The sequence below is a fragment of the uncultured Candidatus Puniceispirillum sp. genome (assembly GCF_963979125.1).
GTDB lineage: Bacteria > Pseudomonadota > Alphaproteobacteria > Puniceispirillales > Puniceispirillaceae > Puniceispirillum.
On the sequence record NZ_CAXBVX010000008.1, the window covers coordinates 18734 to 36998 of the forward strand.

The 18265-nt window shown below is 49.5% G+C and carries 15 protein-coding genes; 11 read left to right on the forward strand and 4 right to left on the reverse strand.

Going from position 1 to position 18265, the window contains the following annotated elements:
• Positions 1-29: 29 nt before the first annotated feature.
• A complete protein-coding gene (gene rpe / locus ABNT28_RS01970; protein WP_348720929.1) occupies positions 30-713 on the forward strand; it encodes a ribulose-phosphate 3-epimerase in 684 nt (227 codons plus the stop codon).
• Positions 714-727: 14 nt separating this feature from the next.
• Entirely contained in the window at positions 728-1714 is a 987-nt protein-coding gene (locus tag ABNT28_RS01975; protein ID WP_348720930.1) for a glutathione S-transferase family protein, read from the forward strand.
• Between the two features lie 6 nt (positions 1715-1720).
• Here the strand turns inward: ABNT28_RS01975 and ABNT28_RS01980 are convergent, their stop codons facing one another.
• Positions 1721-2710 (reverse strand): rhodanese-related sulfurtransferase, encoded by a 990-nt coding sequence (locus tag ABNT28_RS01980; protein ID WP_332923581.1) that lies wholly within the window; start codon positions 2708-2710, stop codon positions 1721-1723.
• A gap of 188 nt (positions 2711-2898) precedes the next feature.
• Here ABNT28_RS01980 and pncA point away from each other — a divergent pair, with 188 nt between their 5' ends.
• Positions 2899-3504 carry a bifunctional nicotinamidase/pyrazinamidase gene (pncA, locus tag ABNT28_RS01985; RefSeq protein ID WP_332923582.1) on the forward strand — a complete coding sequence of 202 codons (606 nt, stop codon included), beginning with the start codon at positions 2899-2901 and terminating at the stop codon, positions 3502-3504.
• On the opposite strand, the gene ABNT28_RS01990 is transcribed toward pncA, so the two are convergent.
• Both ABNT28_RS01990 and ABNT28_RS01995 read right to left on the reverse strand, forming a co-directional pair.
• Positions 3478-4665, reverse strand: a complete 1188-nt coding sequence (locus ABNT28_RS01990) for an FAD-dependent monooxygenase (RefSeq protein WP_348720931.1) — start codon at positions 4663-4665, stop codon at positions 3478-3480. The genes pncA and ABNT28_RS01990 overlap by 27 nt on opposite strands.
• Positions 4666-4761: 96 nt before the next feature.
• Positions 4762-6087: an aspartate aminotransferase family protein gene (locus ABNT28_RS01995; RefSeq protein ID WP_348720932.1), complete on the reverse strand. Its 1326-nt coding sequence runs from the start codon at positions 6085-6087 to the stop codon at positions 4762-4764.
• A gap of 272 nt (positions 6088-6359) precedes the next feature.
• On the opposite strand from ABNT28_RS01995, the gene ABNT28_RS02000 reads away from it, so the two are divergent.
• On the forward strand, positions 6360-7898 hold the full coding sequence (locus ABNT28_RS02000) for a PLP-dependent aminotransferase family protein (protein WP_348720933.1): 1539 nt from the start codon (positions 6360-6362) through the stop codon (positions 7896-7898).
• A 135-nt stretch (positions 7899-8033) separates the two neighbouring features.
• The gene (locus tag ABNT28_RS02005) at positions 8034-9011 is read left to right on the forward strand and encodes a phosphate acyltransferase (protein WP_348720934.1); all 978 of its coding nucleotides are present in this window, start codon (positions 8034-8036) and stop codon (positions 9009-9011) included.
• 85 nt (positions 9012-9096) lie between these two features.
• Here the strand turns inward: ABNT28_RS02005 and ABNT28_RS02010 are convergent, their stop codons facing one another.
• Positions 9097-11106 (reverse strand): sodium-translocating pyrophosphatase, encoded by a 2010-nt coding sequence (locus ABNT28_RS02010; RefSeq protein ID WP_332923811.1) that lies wholly within the window; start codon positions 11104-11106, stop codon positions 9097-9099.
• A 303-nt stretch (positions 11107-11409) separates the two neighbouring features.
• Here ABNT28_RS02010 and ABNT28_RS02015 point away from each other — a divergent pair, with 303 nt between their 5' ends.
• From ABNT28_RS02015 to ABNT28_RS02040, 6 genes are all read left to right on the forward strand, one after another.
• The gene (locus ABNT28_RS02015; protein WP_332923812.1) at positions 11410-12294 is read left to right on the forward strand and encodes a bifunctional 5,10-methylenetetrahydrofolate dehydrogenase/5,10-methenyltetrahydrofolate cyclohydrolase; all 885 of its coding nucleotides are present in this window, start codon (positions 11410-11412) and stop codon (positions 12292-12294) included.
• On the forward strand, positions 12294-13598 hold the full coding sequence (locus ABNT28_RS02020) for an FAD-dependent oxidoreductase (RefSeq protein ID WP_332923813.1): 1305 nt from the start codon (positions 12294-12296) through the stop codon (positions 13596-13598). Before ABNT28_RS02015 ends, ABNT28_RS02020 begins: the two co-directional genes overlap by 1 nt.
• The gene (locus tag ABNT28_RS02025) at positions 13582-14346 is read left to right on the forward strand and encodes a glycerophosphodiester phosphodiesterase family protein (protein WP_348720935.1); all 765 of its coding nucleotides are present in this window, start codon (positions 13582-13584) and stop codon (positions 14344-14346) included. Before ABNT28_RS02020 ends, ABNT28_RS02025 begins: the two co-directional genes overlap by 17 nt.
• 55 nt (positions 14347-14401) lie before the next feature.
• Positions 14402-15766, forward strand: a complete 1365-nt coding sequence (locus ABNT28_RS02030) for a glutamine synthetase family protein (RefSeq protein ID WP_348720936.1) — start codon at positions 14402-14404, stop codon at positions 15764-15766.
• Positions 15767-15906: 140 nt separating this feature from the next.
• Positions 15907-16992, forward strand: a complete 1086-nt coding sequence (locus ABNT28_RS02035) for an extracellular solute-binding protein (protein ID WP_332924354.1) — start codon at positions 15907-15909, stop codon at positions 16990-16992.
• A 102-nt stretch (positions 16993-17094) separates the two neighbouring features.
• Positions 17095-18183: an ABC transporter ATP-binding protein gene (locus ABNT28_RS02040; protein WP_332924355.1), complete on the forward strand. Its 1089-nt coding sequence runs from the start codon at positions 17095-17097 to the stop codon at positions 18181-18183.
• The last annotated feature ends 82 nt before the right edge of the window (positions 18184-18265 follow it).

The window sequence follows — 18265 nt, forward strand, 5'->3', positions numbered from 1 at the left end:
TGTAATTTGCCAGTCTGGGACGTTTACATATGTCGAAAGATATTATCATTGCACCATCAATTCTGGCGTCTGATTTCAGCCGTCTTGGCGACGAGATCAAAGCGGTTGATCAGGCAGGCGCTGACTGGATACATCTTGATGTCATGGATGGGCATTTTGTGCCGAATTTGACCTTTGGCCCGCCCATCATCAAGGCACTACGCAATATAACTGACAAGATTTTCGATGCGCATCTTATGGTCTCTAACCCAGATGTTCTGCTGGCTGATTATGCGGCTGCTGGCGCAAATTATATTACAGTTCATGCCGAAGCCTGTGCGCATCTTGACCGGACATTATCGCATATTCGCGAGCTTGGCTGTAAAGCCGGTGTCGCCTTGAACCCGCATACGCCCGCTAATGTGATTGAACATGTCATTGACCGGCTTGATTTGGTTCTGGTGATGACGGTAAATCCGGGCTTTGGCGGGCAGGCTTTCATACCAGCTATGGTGCAAAAGATAGCCAGAATAAATGACATAATTGATGCGCGTGATATTGTCATAGAGGTTGATGGTGGTATTACTGCCGATACAGTCGGTGCTGTAGTGCCAGCTGGCGCACACGCAGTTGTAGCGGGATCGGCTATTTTCAGGGGGGATAACCAAGCATCTTATCGCGATAATATTGCGCGCATAAGAGATGCGGCACGGCAGGTAAACCGTGCTTTATAAGAGGTATCCAACATATGGGATTGCTAGTTGATGGGCATTGGTCATCTGCATGGTATGACACATCTAAGTCTGATGGAAAATTTGTTCGTGATTCGGCGCGTTTTCGGAACTGGGTAACAGCTGACGGTGCGCCCGGTCCAACAGGTGTCGGCGGCTTTACGCCTGATTCAGGACGTTATCATCTTTATGTATCCTACGCTTGTCCGTGGGCGCATCGGACATTGATTTTCCGGCATCTGAAAGACCTTGATGAACATATTACGGTTTCGGTCGTGCATCCGCTGATGCTTGAGAATGGCTGGACATTTGAAACTGATGAATATGGGGCGTCAGGCGATGATGTGCTTGGCAAGTCGTTTCTGCATCAGGTCTATACTGCCAGCGCACCCAAGGCGACAGGCCGCGTTACCGTGCCTGTTCTATGGGATAAACAGCAAGGCTGTATCGTGTCGAATGAATCATCTGAGATTATCCGGATGTTCAACACAGCCTTTAATGGATTGACCGGAAACGATCGTGATTATTTTCCCGAAGATATGCGTGCAGACATCGAAGCGGTGAATGCCGATGTTTATGACAATATCAATAACGGCGTATATATGTCAGGGTTTGCGACAACAGCCCAGGCGTATGAGGAATCTGTAACCAAATTATTCGCGGCACTTGACCGGATGGAAGCCCGCCTAGACAAAAACCGCTATTTAATGGGGTCACGATTAACCGAAGCGGATTGGCGGCTTTTTGTAACGCTGATCCGTTTTGATGCTGTCTATGTTGGGCATTTCAAATGCAATATCCGGCGGATTGCCGATTATCCAGCATTGCATGGATTTACCTGCGAATTGTACCAGATGCCAGGAATTGCCGAAACGGTGGTGATGCCGCATATAAAAGAGCATTATTACGCCAGCCACCCAACCGTTAACCCTACCGGCATTGTGCCTGTTGGCCCTGTACTTGATTATACGGTGCCACATGGACGCGACACGCTTTCAGGGTAACGGTGATTATTCCGAACTGCGAGGTGATGCCCCTAAATGTGCTTCACCACGTTTTTTGGCCAACTGTATCTGTTTCTGGCGTTCAGCAAAGCGGGCAGTGCGCTCAGGGTCCTGGGTATGCTGGCAATGATGACAACTGATGCCTTCTACATATTCGGGGCGTTGCAGATCATCTTGCGATAGCGGCATGCGGCATCCGTGGCACATGCCGTAACTGCCCGGATTGAGGTTATGATCTACCGCCACGCGGCCATCAAATACAAAACATTCACCTTGCCATTTGCTGTCGCTTTCGGGGATGTCTTCAAGATATTTCAATATCCCACCTTTTAGATGATAGACCTCATCAAAGCCGTAATCCTGCATAAGCGCGCTGGCCTTTTCGCAACGGATGCCCCCGGTACAATACATGGCAATCTTTTTTGGTTTTGCAGCATTTTGTTGTTTGGCCAAAGTTGCTGCCCATTCGGGAAAGTCGCGAAAGTTTGTGGTCATCGGATCCACCGCATTGTCAAACATGCCTATCGCTGTTTCATAGACATTGCGCGTATCGACAACAAGCACGTCAGGATCGCTGATAAGGGCGTTCCAATCTTTTGGTTCAACATAAGTGCCAGTGCGTTCGGCTGGACTTACTTCTGGATGACCCATCGTTACTATTTCGCGTTTCAGGCGGACTTTCATCCGTAAAAAAGGCTGTGTTGGGCTGTGAGAAAATTTTAATGACATACCATCAAATCGAGCGTCAGCTTCAAGCCAACCCAAGATGCCGTGCATACCGTTAATGGGGGCGGCGAGTGTGCCGTTGATACCTTCATCGGCAAGGAGGATCGTGCCAAGCGCTTGATGCGCTGTGCATAAATTTATGATTGTCTGCTGTAGAGCCGCAATGTCTTTCAGCGTTACAAATTTATACATGGCCGCAACAACATAACCGCGCCCATCAGCGTCGGCACGCAACAGCATCTCGTCCATAGTCTGCTTCATAATCGACATGCCAGTCCTACCGTCACAAAATATCATGCCCTGTTTTTAGGAACTTAGCATTTGCTATGCTGAAATCCAAGATGTTGCGCTGAGGCTGAGCAGAAGATATTCTAGGATGGTATAGTTTTAAGGTATGTCTGCCAGCGTGCGGGCGATCAAGACAGTCAAATCCATTATATTAAAACAGGAAACAAGTCATGCCAGCATTGCACGCCCTTATTGTCGTTGATCCGCAAGTCGATTTTTGCCCTGGTGGTGCGTTAGCTGTGGCTAATGGTGACAGTATCATGCCACATATAAATGCGATGATGCCGTCATTTGACAAGGTTTTCATAACGCAGGACTGGCACCCCGAAGACCATTCAAGCTTTGCCTCGCAACATGAAGGTGCGGTGGCCTATAGCATGATCGACATGGCCTATGGATCACAGACCTTATGGCCGGATCATTGTATAGCAGGAAGCGTTGGAGCTGATTTTCATCCTGACCTTAACACTGATTATGCGGCGGCCATTATCCGCAAAGGTATGAATCCGATGGTCGATTCCTATTCGGCGTTTTTTGAGAATGACCAAACCACGACAACCGGACTTGGTGACTTGTTGCGCGCGCATGACATTGGATCAGTGACATTGGTCGGTTTGGCGACTGATTTTTGCGTTGCCTGGTCGGCAGCTGATGCGGCAAAGCTTGGGTTTAACGTGACGATTGACCTCAAAGCCTGTCGTGCGATTGATCTTAATGGTTCGCTTGATAAGTCGCTTGATGTCATGCGTTCAGTTGGTGTGACGCTGACGCATTAGATGCTGTTTGGTGTTAGTTGATTTACCTGATGCGTGTGGTGCGGTTTTTAAAACAGGATCGGCTGCCCATACATCGGCAAGCCAGCTTTGCATCAAACTGTTGCCGCCAACGTCCAGAACAATATTCCGCAACCGTGCGGCAGGTCCGGATAGACGCATGATAGCGCCGCTAAGTTCAGCTTTACGAGCAATAGGTGTGACAGCGGTTGTACGCTGCCGTGCATAGCTGGCAAAGGCTGATTTTATGTCAGCGGTTTCGCAAAGGCATTTATACAGGCAGGCAGCATCCTGTAATGTCTGTCCGGCACCCTGAGCCAGATGGGGCGGCATGATATGTGCGGCATCACCCGCCAGCACGACATTGCCGCGCCGCCAACATAAAGGGCTGTCAGCACCAGGCAAAGGTGTTGCCGCCCATGTGATTTCAGGGTCGGCCAGATAGGCAAGAACGGGATGCGGTGCCAATATCTTGTCCTGCCAGTTAGATTTATGGTGCGCATGGTTGCTTGATATGGTCACAACAACATTGACTTTGGCACCGCCATTGATCGGGTAATGCACTATATGTGTCCCCTGTCCAAGCCATAGATTGCTTTCGGGGCGTGCAAACATGTCAGGCAGAATATGCGCGTCAATTTCGGCGCGCATAGCCAGTTTTGTTGTTGCTTTTGCAGAATGTGATCCAGTGACATAGCTACGACCAAAGCCGCTGGCGCCATCGGCCGCAACAAGACCATCACATGTAAGCAGATCACCAGATGCCATCAATAATGTAACTATGCCGTTCGTGTCGGTCAGGCTGGCAAGCTTATCATCAATGAAGGTGATTTCGGGCAGACTGACCGCAATATCATGCAAGCTTGTGTGTAAATCATGGCGTCCCAATGACACGTAATGCTGATCAAGTTTAAGCCGTGTGATTGTGGCAGCACTTTCAAGCGCGCGTACACATATTACATTAAGTCGCATAGGTAGATTCGCAAGGGCGTTATCAAGCCCCAAAGTACATAGAGCCTGCCAGCCATTCGGGGCAATCTGGATGCCGCCTTGTAAAGGCTGGTGGCGTTTGCCACCAGTGAGCAAGCTGACCGCATGACCGCTTTTGGCAATCGCTATTGCAACACTATATCCGGCAATGCCACCGCCGCTGACCGCTATCATCGTCATCCCCATAAAAAACCGACCACACTATAAAGCGTGGTCGGCTTGAATGTCTAAGGCTAAAAGGCGTAATTAGAAAGTGACTGCGCCTTTGGCCTATTTCTTTTCTTCGAGCGCCTGATCAAGTGTCTTGCGGAACTTATCGACTATCTCGTCAATATGATGCTTCTCGGCAACAAAGGCAGGGGCAACAATCGCATTGTCGCCTGTCCATTTTACATGCAGACCATTCCAGAACATTGCCTTTTGCATATTGCCACCACGACGACCAGGGGCACCATCTGAATGAACCTCAATGCCAGCCATCATGCCAATGCCGCGAATATCGGCAACAAGGGGATGATCCTGTAATGTCCACATAGCATCGAGGAAATAGTCCTCTAGCGCTGCGGCATTATCAAACAGGCCTTCATCCTGATAGATTTTCTGAGTGGCAATACCGGCGGCACAGGCTGCCGGATGCGCCGAATAGGTGTAACCATGGAAAAATTCGATAGCATTGTCTGGTGCTGAGTTGGTGATGGTGTCGTAGATTTCGTCTGTAACGGCGACGCCGCCCATTGGAATGGCACCATTTGTTAAAGCCTTTGCCATGGTGATGATGTCAGGCTTGACGTTGAATTTCTGGGTCGCAAACGGGGTGCCCATACGGCCAAAGCCAGTGATGACCTCGTCAAATACCAGAATCAAACCATGCTTGTCGCAGATTTCACGTACCTTTTCGAGATAGCCAACGGGCGGCACCAAGGTGCCTGTCGATCCGGCGACTGGTTCGATAAAGACAGCAGCTAAAGTGCTGCCACCCAGATTTTCGGCAATGCGCTCAAGGTCCATAGCCAGCTCGGCACCCGTTTTTGGCTGGCCTTTGCTGAAGCGTTGATCTTCCTGCCATGTATGGCGGATCAGTGAAATATTCGGCAATGTCAGGCCAAAGGTCTCACGGTTGCGCACCATACCAGCAAGCGAAACGCCGCCCATATTCACACCATGATAGGCGCGTTCACGGCTGATCAGACGGTTGCGCTGGGCTTCGCCGCGTGCGCGCTGATAGGCCAGAACAACCTTGATCGCGGTTTCGATTGATTCGGAACCCGAATTGGTAAAGAAAACATGATTGAAATCATCTGGCAGAAGACGGCATACACGTTCAGCAAGATCGAAAGATCCGGGATGGCCAAGTTGAAAATGCGGCGTGTAGTCATTTTCAAGCATCTGCTTGTAAACGGCTTCGGCAATTTCACGGCGTCCATGGCCAGCAGGCGTACAGAACAAGGCAGATGAACCATCAATAATCTGGCCACCTTTATAGTCCCACATATACATCCCATCAGATTTGACGACCATCCGGGGGTTTTTCTTGAAATCACGGTTGGCCGAAAACGGCATCCAGTGGCTTTCAAGCGAATTAACGTCATATGCCATAACAGTTCTCCAATATCCCAATAGGCAGGCCTTGCAAGGACGAATGCCTTTATATGCTTGCCGCGTTTATAATAACTATATTTTACAAAATCGATGGGCGGAACGCTATCCTTGTTTCGCCATGCCTTATTCTATGTATATCACGTTACGGGGCAACCATTCTGTTTCAATAGAACCAGATAGGCCATTGACTGGTACCAGTTTCAATGGTTCAAAAGAAACAAGGATATTTCATGAATGTGAATGGCAGCCCAAACAGTAAAGCAGGCAGAATGAACGATCATATTATCATTACTTTGGATGCGGAATCAGGTGTCAGCCTGCAAGCGCAAATCCGGCAAAGTGTTGTTGAGGCGATTCTGGGGCGATCAATCTTGCCAGGCGACAAATTGCCATCAAGCCGGGCGCTATCTGCCCAATTGAAGGTCTCGCGCAATACGGTGATTCTAGCTTATCAAGCTTTGATCGATACAGGCTATGTCGAAACGCGTGAACGATCTGGCTATGTGGTCAGTGATGATGCGCCTATCTCACAGCTAGTTGATACACCTGGCAATGATATGGATGCATTATATCCAATTGATGAGATGGATGACGCAATGCGCACCAAGCCAGCTGATAGTCAGGCACAGGTTGATTGGGATGCCAAACTGGTGCAGTCATGCAGCTATGTGCGTCCGGTTCAAAAACCGGTCAATTGGCGTGAATATAAATATCCCTTTGTCTATGGTCAGGTTGATAATGAACTATTCTCGCTGTCGGAATGGCGTGACTGTGCACGCCAAGCGTTTGGCATGCGTAATTTCGGCACAATGGTTGGTGATTTTGGCCAGCATGATGATCCGATGTTGGTCAATTATATCTGTTCGCGCAGTCTGCCACGCCGTGGGATCAGGGCGCGCCCTGAGCAAATTCTGGTGACACTGGGCGCCCAGAACGCGCTGTATCTTGTGGCACAATTGATTGTTGATGCCAGCAAGCATGTTGTTATTGAAAACCCAGCCTATCCCGATTTGCGCGATATTTTGCTTCAGCGGACACAGAACATCCATCGGTTACCCGTTGATGATGGAGGTTTGGTGCTTGATGAAGATGTATTGCGGCGCAGTGATTCGGTTTTTATCACCCCCAGTCATCAATGCCCGACAACCTTTACCATGCCCGCAGACCGGCGGCGGCAACTGCTGGATATGGCACGGCGACATGATCTGTTGATTGTTGAAGATGATTATGAATTCGAGATGAATTTTTTGGGTGCGCCAACACCAGCATTGAAATCACAGGATGAAGATGGACGTGTGATCTATGTCGGTAGCCTGTCAAAATCGGTATTTCCGGGTTTGCGGCTAGGCTATTTGGTGGCGCCAGAAGGGCTGATCAGCCAAGCACGTGCGTTGCGGCATCTGATCTTGCGGCATCCGCCAGGACATGCACAGCGCACATTGGCTTATTTTATGGCGCTTGGTCATTATGATGCGCAGATGCGCCGCCTGCGTCGGCATTTATCAGGGCGCCATACAGCCTTGCAACATGCGCTTGACCAAGAAGGGTTGTTTGCCCGTACAGGGTCACATTTTGGCGGTACCAGCTTTTGGGTCAAAGGACCAGACTGGCTTGATGCACGTGAATTGGCCCGGCGTGCAGCCCAAGAAGGTGTGTTGATTGAAGCTGGTGATGTGTTTTTTGGCGGGGCACAGCCACCGCTTAATTATTTCCGACTGGCCTATTCAGCGATAGCGGCCGAACGTATCCCCGAAGGTATTCAGAAGCTAGCTAGTGTCATGCGGCGGATGCAAAGTCAAAAGCCATAACAGCGTGACTAGGGGCTAGCGTTTGGCGTTTGTGTGGGAAAATGCTTTTATGATGATCTGTTTTCCTGATATTAGTCAGGCCTATATGACCACCAGAGATACCGCGTACGTGACGCGGGGATAAGTGAGACTGAAATGAGTTTCTCCCAAACCAGCCCGCCCCAAAATATTGCGCCTAGTGCGTTTTTGTCAGATGCGAAAGGTGACTGCCCACCTGATCTGCTGGCGCGCGCTACAACGGGCACGCCGCCCAGCTTTGTGTTTGTGCGGGCGATAGGTGATGCAGTTCTTCAAACCGCTTGGCAGGCGCATGCGGCCAAGTTGATACGCCCCATTCTGGTAGGTGAGCCAGATATAATCGCTCATGATGCGCACGCACTTGGTTGGGATCTTGATGGTATTGAGATAGTTGAAAGTACAGGCGAAAAGGGTGCTATCGATGCCGCTATCAAATTGATTCAAAATGGCAGCGCAACAGGCCTGATCAAAGGTCAATTACATACGGATGTCTTTATGGGCGGTATCGTCAAGCGTGATGCCGGTATCCGTATTGGCAAACGGCTTGTGCATGTGTTTGCGATGTTGCCACCATCTGGAGGGCGCGCCTTGCTGATCAGCGATGCGGCGGTGAATGTTGCGCCAGATATTGACACCCGTACCGAAGCAGCTTTGCTGATGGCCGATCTGGTGCGTAAATTAGGCCAGAAACGCCCCAAGGTGGCGGTTCTGTCAGCAACCGAATCGGTGCTGGACGCGGTGCCGTCAAGTGGTGATGCGCTGGCTATTGCCAAGGCGGCACAGGCGCAAGACGACCAGGCAGATTATGCCGGGCCATTATCGTTTGATCTGTCGATCTCGCCAGATGCGGTGGCGATGAAAAAGCTGGATGCGGACGCGGCTGTGTTGGCTGTGGCAGGCATGGCAGATGCGCTTGTTGTGCCCGACATTGTGGCTGGGAATGTATTGTTCAAATCATTGGTTTGGTGTGCTGGCGGATTGGCGGCTGGATTGGTGCTAGGCGGTGCTGTACCAATTGTGTTGACGAGCCGTTCAGACCCTCCGGCGGCGCGGCTTGCTTCGATTGCACTGGCGGTTATCGCAGGCAAGGATTAGGCATTTTTCTTTTAAACATCTTTATATAAAAAACCGGCACATATCAGATGATATATGCCGGTTTTATTTTGATTGAATAAGGTGATCAGACCAGAAGCGGTGCAATCACCAAGCTGACAATTGCCATCACATTGATCAGAATGTTCATGGCTGGACCAGATGTGTCTTTCAGCGGATCACCAACGGTGTCGCCCACAACAGTGGCCTTATGGACATCAGACCCTTTGCCACCAAGATTGCCTTTTTCGACATATTTCTTGGCATTGTCCCAAGCACCACCAGCGTTGGCCATCATCAAAGCCATCATCACACAGCAGATCAAAGCCCCGCCAAGCATGCCGCCAAGCGCCTTTGGTCCAAGGCCGAAGCCGATGACCACAGGTGCCAGTACAGCAAGCGCGCCAGGTAGAATCATTTTCCGCAAAGCAGCGCGGGTTGCAATATCAACACAACGCGCTGTATCGGGCTTGGCTTTGCCTTCCAGCAGACCAGGAATTTCGCGGAATTGGCGACGCACTTCCTGAATCATGTCAAACGCGGCGTCACCAACAGCTGTCATGGTCATAGCGCTAACCAGGAATGGGAAGATACCACCAATGAACATACCGCATAGAACCAGCGGATCGTTAATTGCTAGGACAAACCCGTCCATGCTTGCCGAGATTTTCTCGATATAGGCACTGATCAGCGCAAGGGCGGCAAGCGCCGCGGCACTGATGGCAAAACCTTTACCGATCGCGGCGGTTGTATTACCAACTTCATCCAATGAGTCAGTGATTTTACGTGTCTCAGGACCCAGTTCAGCCATTTCTGCAATACCGCCCGCATTGTCAGCAACAGGCCCATAGGCATCAATTGCCATGGTAATGCCAACTGTTGACAACATGCCAACGGCCGCTAGACCAACACCGTAAAGACCTGCAGACATGTTCGCAAAAAAGATGATTGCGGCAATTGTCAAAACCGGAATGGCAACTGACTGCATGCCAAGAGCCAGGCCAGAGATCATGATTGTTGCTGGACCTGTCTCACCGTCTTTGGCGATCTTACGAACAGGCGCACCGCCTGTGTAATATTCGGTCACCAAACCAACGATGATACCACCAATCGCGCCAACCAGAACAGCTGACCAAACGCCAACGCTTGCCCCCATTGCCGTTACCACGTAATAGGCTACGGCGATAAAGACAACCGACGAACCAATGGTGCCAAAGCGCAAGGCAACGTCAGGGCTTTTGCCTGAGAACATTTTCACTGCCAGAATACCAGCAAGCGAACAAAGCAGACCAGCTGAGGCTAGTGCCAGCGGCATGAATTGAAGAACGGCACGGTCACCACCGAGACTGTCAACGGTGGCCAATGACATTGAAGCGGCCAGCGCAATCGAAGCAATCATCGAACCACAATATGATTCAAAGATATCAGACCCCATACCGGCAACGTCACCAACATTGTCACCCACGTTATCGGCGATAACTGCAGGGTTGCGAGGATCGTCCTCAGGGATGCCTGCTTCAACCTTGCCAACAAGGTCAGCGCCGACATCAGCACTTTTGGTAAAGATACCACCACCAACACGGCTAAACAGGGCAACTGATGAGCCACCCATAGCAAAGCCTTCGATGGCATGGATCGTTTTAATGTCACCGGCGAAGTAATAATACAAGATGCCGACACCAAACAGACCCATAGAGGCAACGGTCAGACCCATGATCGAGCCACCAAAGAAAGCAACGTTCAGTGCTTCTGCGGCGCCTTTTGTATTGGCAGCAACAGCCGTACGTACGTTAGCTTTGGTTGCTGAATACATGCCTATGTATCCTGCGACACCTGAACAAAGAGCACCAAGAGTGAATGAGGCGGCTGTTTGCCAGCCTAATCCGAAATAAAGCGCAACGATACAGATCACACAGAAAATGGCGAGCCGCTTATATTCGCTGGCCATAAAAACCATGGCACCTAGATGGATTTCATCGGCGATTTCTTTAACTCTGCCTTCTCCAGCTGGAGTCTGCAGGATTCTGAGATAGATCAGTAGCGCCGCTATCAAGCCCAGAACACCCAGGCTGATTGGCAAAATTGCAGTGGTAAGCATGAATAGATCCTCTTGCTTAGAAAGATAAATAGATAGTTTGCCTATGGCCTCCCCCGGATGACATGCAAACCGCCGCGTTTATAACGAGAATGGTCTATAGTGTAAAGCGGCGATAGGCTCATGCTATGAGCGCCATATTTTTGAAAATCATGCACTTTGAAGCAAGGTGGCATGCGGCTGAATTTTTTCTTAGCTTATTCATGTAATTTATTTGAATTTAAATGCGTTAAGTGACAGATTTGTGCCAACGTTCAGATCGTTTTTAATGACCTGTCATATTTAAAGTAAAAGGTTTCAAGATCCATGTCAGATGATGCCCGACTATTGTACGGAAAGCATGTTCGCCAGACTATTCTAGATGATGCCGCCACCGATATTGAAAAACTCTCAAAAAAACGGCCAACCGGACGACTTGTATCAGTAGGTATTGGTGATGTGGAAGAGATTGCTGTCTATATCCGTGGTCAGTCGCGTGCCGCCGCATCGGTGGGCTTGCCTTTTGCCGAGCAACATTGGCCAGCCGATTTGACACAGGAAGAATGCAAAAAACGACTGGTCGAAATGAATGATGATCCAGATGTGCTGGGTGTTATTTTGCAGCGACCAGTTCCAAAGCATATCAATGTGCGTTCTCTGCAATCGGCGATTCATCCACTAAAAGATGTTGAGGGCATGAACCCAGCGTCGATTGGTAACATCGTCTATAACGAAACGGCGCTGGCACCCTGTACAGCAGCAGCCTCGGTTGAGATGATAAGGGCAACCGGTCTTGACCTGAAAGGTTTGGAAGTGGTGATGGTTGGTCATTCAGAAATTGTTGGCAAGCCAGCTGCCTTTATGCTGATGGCCGAAGGGGCGACAGTAACTGTATGCCACCATATGACGCGATCAGTCGCTGCGCATACGCGCCGTGCTGATGCTGTGCTGGTGGCTGTTGGCATTCCGAATTTTTTGAAAGCTGATATGGTCAAGCCAGGTGCCGCGGTTATTGATATTGGCATTAATCAGATTGTTGACGAAGATGGTAATTCAAAGATCGTAGGTGATGCTGATACCGACGCCGTCGCCAATATTGCAAGCTGGATTACGCCTGTGCCAGGTGGTGTCGGGCCAGTTACAGTGGCGATGCTTATGCGCAATGCGGCACGGGCATTTCAAAAACAGGTTGAGCTGGGCTGGACAGGCTAATGGATATATTGAGCGACAAATTCAAACCGCAGCCCTATTGGTGGGATGAGATTGATTTTGGTGCTCAAGAAAGCACTGACGCACCGCATGTACCTTCAAAGACGGATATTCTGATTGTTGGCGCAGGCTATGCTGGTCTGCATGCCGCCATTGTGTTGGCGCGTGCCGGATCGGATGTACTGGTCGTTGATGCTGAACATATCGGTTATGGCGCATCAACGCGCAATGGCGGGATGATTTCGTCAGGCGTGAATGTTGGTAAACATGTGAAGCTTGATCAAGACCTTGAAAGCGCGATGCTTGATGAAGCATCGCAATCCTACAGTTGGCTTGCCGAATTTATAAAAGCGGAAAAGATTGATGCTGTATATCAGCAATGTGGACGCTTTATTGGCGCACATTCCAAATCAGCGCTGAAAAAACTGGTAGGACGGCTGGACCGGCTTAATGATTTAACGGCGGCAGATGCCTTTATTGTAGCGCCCGAAGATACACATCAGGAAATAGCTTCGGATTATTATCATGGTGGGATGGTTCTGCAACGGTCAGGTGCGGTACATCCCGGAAAACTTTATGATGGTGTGTTAAAGGTTGCGCAGAAAGCAGGTGTCACAATTGTGGGGCATGTGCGGGCAGGCAAAATCAACCGACGTGATGGCCAGCTATTTATAGAAACAAGTGCTGGTGAGGTGCAGGCCGAAAATGTGCTGATCACGACTAACGGCTATACAGGTGGACTGGAACCATGGTTGAAAAGACGTATTGTGCCTGTGCCATCCTATCAGATTGCAACGGAACCACTTGGCACGGATGAGATAAAAGCGCGCTTTCCCAATTTGCGCATGATTGCTGATACTAAACGGCTTTTATATTATTTTCGGCCATCACCTGACCGGACGCGGATACTGTTTGGTGGTCGTGCGCATTATCTGGCGCATGATCCCTATGCAGGTGCGCGCATGTTGCATAAGGGGCTGACAAGCGTATTTCCCGACCTGGCCAATATCCGTCTCAGTCATGGCTGGTGGGGATATGTTGCCTATACGATGGATGGGGTGCCGCATATCGGCGAAAGCCAGAAGGGCGTCTATCATGCTGTTGGGTGTCATGGTAGTGGGGTTGTCATGATGAGCTGGCTTGGGCACAGGCTTGGTATGCGGCTTGCTGGTACTGCTAATAGCAAAAGCGTTTTTGAAGATCGAAAATTATCATTCTTTCCATTTTATAATGGGCAACCATGGTTCCTGCCGATCATGGGCAAGCTCTATCAATTACAGGACTGGCTAGATGTCCGTTTACGATAACCCCGTTCCATATCTGCGCCCTGAACAGGTTTGTGCGCATCGTGGGGCATCTGGAACAGCTCCGGAAAATACAATGATTGCACTGGAAAAAGCCTGTGGCATGGCGGTTGGCAGTGTTGAATTTGATATTTCCATGCTTGGTGACGGTAGCCCCGTGATACATCATGATGCCCAATTTGGCCGGACTGTGCGCGGCTCCGAGCGCCTTCAGGATCTTGTGCTGGGTGATCTTGACGGATGCGATGCAGGCGCATGGTTTGGGGATGAATTTGCCGGACAAAAGATACCGCTGTTGCAGGATGTGCTTGTCCTGTTGGGGCGCCATGCAAAAATGCCGATATTGGATGTCAAAATTCATCATGATGAACATCTTGCCTTTGCCCATGCGCTTGCCACGACACTGGCCAAGGTGATGAGCCGGACCAGACTTGATGATTATCTTATCAGCAGCTTTTCACGCCCGTTTTTGGAATCCATGCGCACTATCATGGCCGACGCACCATTGGTTTTACTTGATGAAGCTTTGCCATCTGACTGGGCCGACTATAATGATAAGCTTGGTCTTCAGGCCATTCATCTGAATTACCGCCGGATTACCCCAGATGATGTTCGGGCGGTAAAGGCGGCGGGGCTTGATTGCCGGATTTATACCGCCAATGATCCAGTTGTTGTCCAGCCCTTGATTGAGGCAGGGCTGACATCGGTGATTAGCGATTTTCCCGAACGCTTTCTTGCCCCAGCTGGCTAACATGACGTAAAAACGTAACCATAATACGATTGGCTTCATGTGAAGTGGATGGATAATGGATGAATTTGATTATGCCGCCTGGCAAAAGACGCATCCAGACATAGAGAGTTTACGCGCGGTTATCTATGATCTGAATGGGGTTATGCGAGGGAAACGCCTGCCTGTTTCACAACTGAAAAAAATTGTGTCTGGCGGTATGCGGATGCCACTTTCGACCGCGAATGTCGATATATGGGGTCGTGATATTGAAAATAGCAAATGGGTGTTTGCCACAGGTGATGCGGATGGCACCTGTGTGTGGACAAAGCGTGGCCCTTTACCAACTACCGATATCAAGACGGGCAAGCAAGCAGCGACCCTGCCGCTTGGGCTTTATAGTGAGGATGGTACGCCCTTTATGGGTGATGCCCGCAATGTGCTGGTGTCTATCCTTGATAGCTATCGACGCAAAGGGATAACGCCAGTTGCAGGTGTCGAACTGGAATTCTATCTTGCGTCGGCGCGTAAAGCACCATCTGATATTCCGGTTACGCCATCATCGCCAATGAATGGTGCCAAACCGATTCGTGATGCGGTGCTGGCGGTTGATGAGCTTGATGATTACGACGCTTTTCTGACTGACCTTTATGCGGCATGCGCGGCCCAGGATGTTGCGGTTGACACAGCTACCAGTGAAAGCGGTTGTGGCCAGTTTGAAGTGACGCTGGCGCATCAAAGTGATCTGCTGAAAGTGGCTGATGATGCAATGCTGTTCAAACATATTGCCAAATATGTAGCGCGCCAACATGGCATGGCAGCCAGCTTTATGGCCAAACCTTATGCCGAACGTCCGGGAAGTGGTTTGCATGTGCATATCAGCTTGCTGGATGATGAAGGTCGTAATCTGTTCGACGATGGGGGCGCGTCGGGAAGTGATATGATGCGCTTTGCCATTGGGGGATTGCTGGCGCATATGGCTGATTCAATGTTGGTTTTTGCGCCCCATCTCAATTCCTATCGCCGGTTGGCGCTGGAAATGCATGCGCCAGTAGTGATCTGTTGGGGTTACGAAAATCGTACTGTGGCTGTGCGTGTGCCGCATGGGCCTGGCACGGCGCGGCGGATTGAACACCGTGTTGCAGGTGCGGATAGCAACCCCTATCTTATGCTGGCTATCATTTTGGCGACTGCTATGCAAGGTATGCAGGAAAAAACAGACCCCGGATCGCCAATTACCGACAATGCCTATGCGCATGATTTGCCGCGTTTACCTGATAATTGGCAGGCAGCAATCGAAAGGTTTGAAACTAGCCCTATCATACACAGCCTTTTGCCAGCTACCTGCCAGCAGATGTTTGTTGATTGCAAGAAACAGGAATATAGAGAATTTCAGCAACAAATTTCACCATTTGAATATTTTAGCTATCTTGATCAGGTTTAGGATTTCGGAACTGATGACGATCAAGTTGGTTGAATTGTTACAGCTAAAGTGGTTAGGATTACATCTAAGACTGCCATTAATTTTGCAACCATTTAATTTAATGCGCATATCGGTCTTTAATCATAATAAGGGAGCTGATGATGAAAAAACTGTCTTTTATCTGTGTAATAGCCATGGCGGTATCAACGCCGGCTTTTGCAAGTGGATCACTTAATATTTATAATTGGTCGGATTATATTGGCGAAGAAACGATTGCCAATTTTGAGGCCGAAACCGGTATCGACGTTACCTATGACATGTATGACTCGAATGAGGTTCTGGATGCCAAGATGATGGCAGGTTCGTCTGGCTATGATCTGGTTGTGCCAACAGCTGATTTTCTGGTGCGTGGCCGTGAAGCAGGCGTGTATCAGGATATGGATCTATCGCGTCTGAAAAATGCGGATAATCAGGATCCGCAAATTCAAGGCCTAGCAAATCAAGCGATGGGTTCGGAAACAGCAGGCCTAGTCTATATGTGGGGCACAACAGGTATTGCCTATAATGAAAAGATGATTGCTGACCGGCTTGGTGAAGATGCGCCAACCGATAGCTGGAGTCTGATTCTTGATCCGAAATATGCGTCCAAGCTTGAAGATTGTGGAATCGCCGTTCTGGATGCGCCAACCGATGTTTTGCCAAATGTCATCGCCTATCTTGGCAAGGACGGCACAAGCAAAAACAAAGCTGATTTTGAAGCGGCAGGTGACGTCTTGAATGCGATACAGCCACATTTGCGCTATATTCATTCCAGCCAGTCAATCAATGACATGGCTAATGGCGATTTATGTGCGGCGATTATGTGGTCAGGTGATGCGTTTCAGGCCGCAGCACGCGCCGAAGAAGCTGAAAATGGGCATGTTATCAATTATGTCATTCCATCCGAAGGGACAAATATGTGGTTTGACATATTGGCGATTCCGGCGGATGCCAAAAATCTGGATAACGCTTATACATTCATCGATTATATGATGCGGGCTGATGTGGCGGCGGCCAATGTGAACTATGTCTGGTATGCTAGTGGTAATGCGGCAGCTAATGCGGAAATTGATCCGGAAATTCTGGAACATCCGGGTATTTATCCTTCAACTGAGGCGCAGAAGAATCTGTTTGTTATTCCGGTTTACGACGCCAAACTTGACCGAGTGGTAAATCGTGTCTGGTCACGCTTTGCATCAGGTGGCTGATAACAGGCTGCTGGCTATTTATAATCTGAACTGACCAGTCATATTGAATCGATATGGGTGGTCAGCGAGATTCATACGTTTAGAACAGGACAAAATCTGTCGATGGCTCCTTTTATCCGCCTTCAGAATGTCACTAAAAATTTTGCGGACGTAAATGCCGTGAATGACCTGTCGCTTGATATCGAGCAAGGGGAATTATTTTGCCTGCTAGGTGCATCGGGATGCGGAAAATCCACTTTATTGCGCATGCTTGCTGGGTTTGAAACCCCAACGTCTGGGCGCATTGAAATTGATGGTCAGGACATGGCTGATGTGTCGCCAGCTGACCGACCCGTAAATATGATGTTTCAAAGCTATGCGCTGTTTCCGCATATGACAGTTGCCAGTAATATAGCTTATGGTTTGCGCCGTGCAGGAATGCAAGGTGCCGAGCTGGATGCCCGTGTTGATAGTTTAATCAAGCTTGTCCGGCTTGATGGGCTTGCATCGCGCAAACCTCATAAATTGTCAGGTGGTCAGCGCCAACGTGTTGCCCTGGCACGTGCTTTGGCGCGTCAGCCGAAGTTGCTGTTGCTTGATGAACCTTTGGCGGCACTCGATAAGAAGTTACGCGAAGACACCCAGTTTGAGCTTGTTGATATTCAGGAAAAGCTGGGAACGACCTTTATTGTTGTGACGCACGATCAGGAAGAAGCCATGACATTGGCCACCCGGATTGGTATTATGGATCAGGGCTGTTTGGAACAGGTTGACGCGCCACGGGTTTTATATGAGCGGCCAAAAAACAGCTTTGTGGCCAACTTTCTGGGTACAGCTACCTTTATTACAGGCACCGTTACAAAAATTGACGGTGCCTTTCTACATGTCGATGGTGCCTGTCCGACAGTGGTATATCTGGATCCCAAGTCAGATCGAATTGCGCCCAAACTTGGCGCGACGGTAACGCTTGCGATACGGCCAGAAAAAATTCATCTCACCCGAACCAAAACTGGCCAGCAGAATGAAAGCATGGTCATTATTGAAGATATTGCCTATCTGGGCGTTGCCTCAAATTATCGGGTTAAACGCGATGATGGCTTGCTATTCAAACTGCAACAAACACATGGCCAGCGTGAAAAGACACCGCTGGAATGGGAAGAAAAGGGCTTTGTGCATTTTGACCCTGCTGATGTGATCATGCTAGAGGATTAGGCGATGGGCGCTTTCATGGCACGATTTGGAAAGCGCATTGTTGTTATTTTGCCGCTGACGTGGCTCGCGCTGTTTTTCCTGA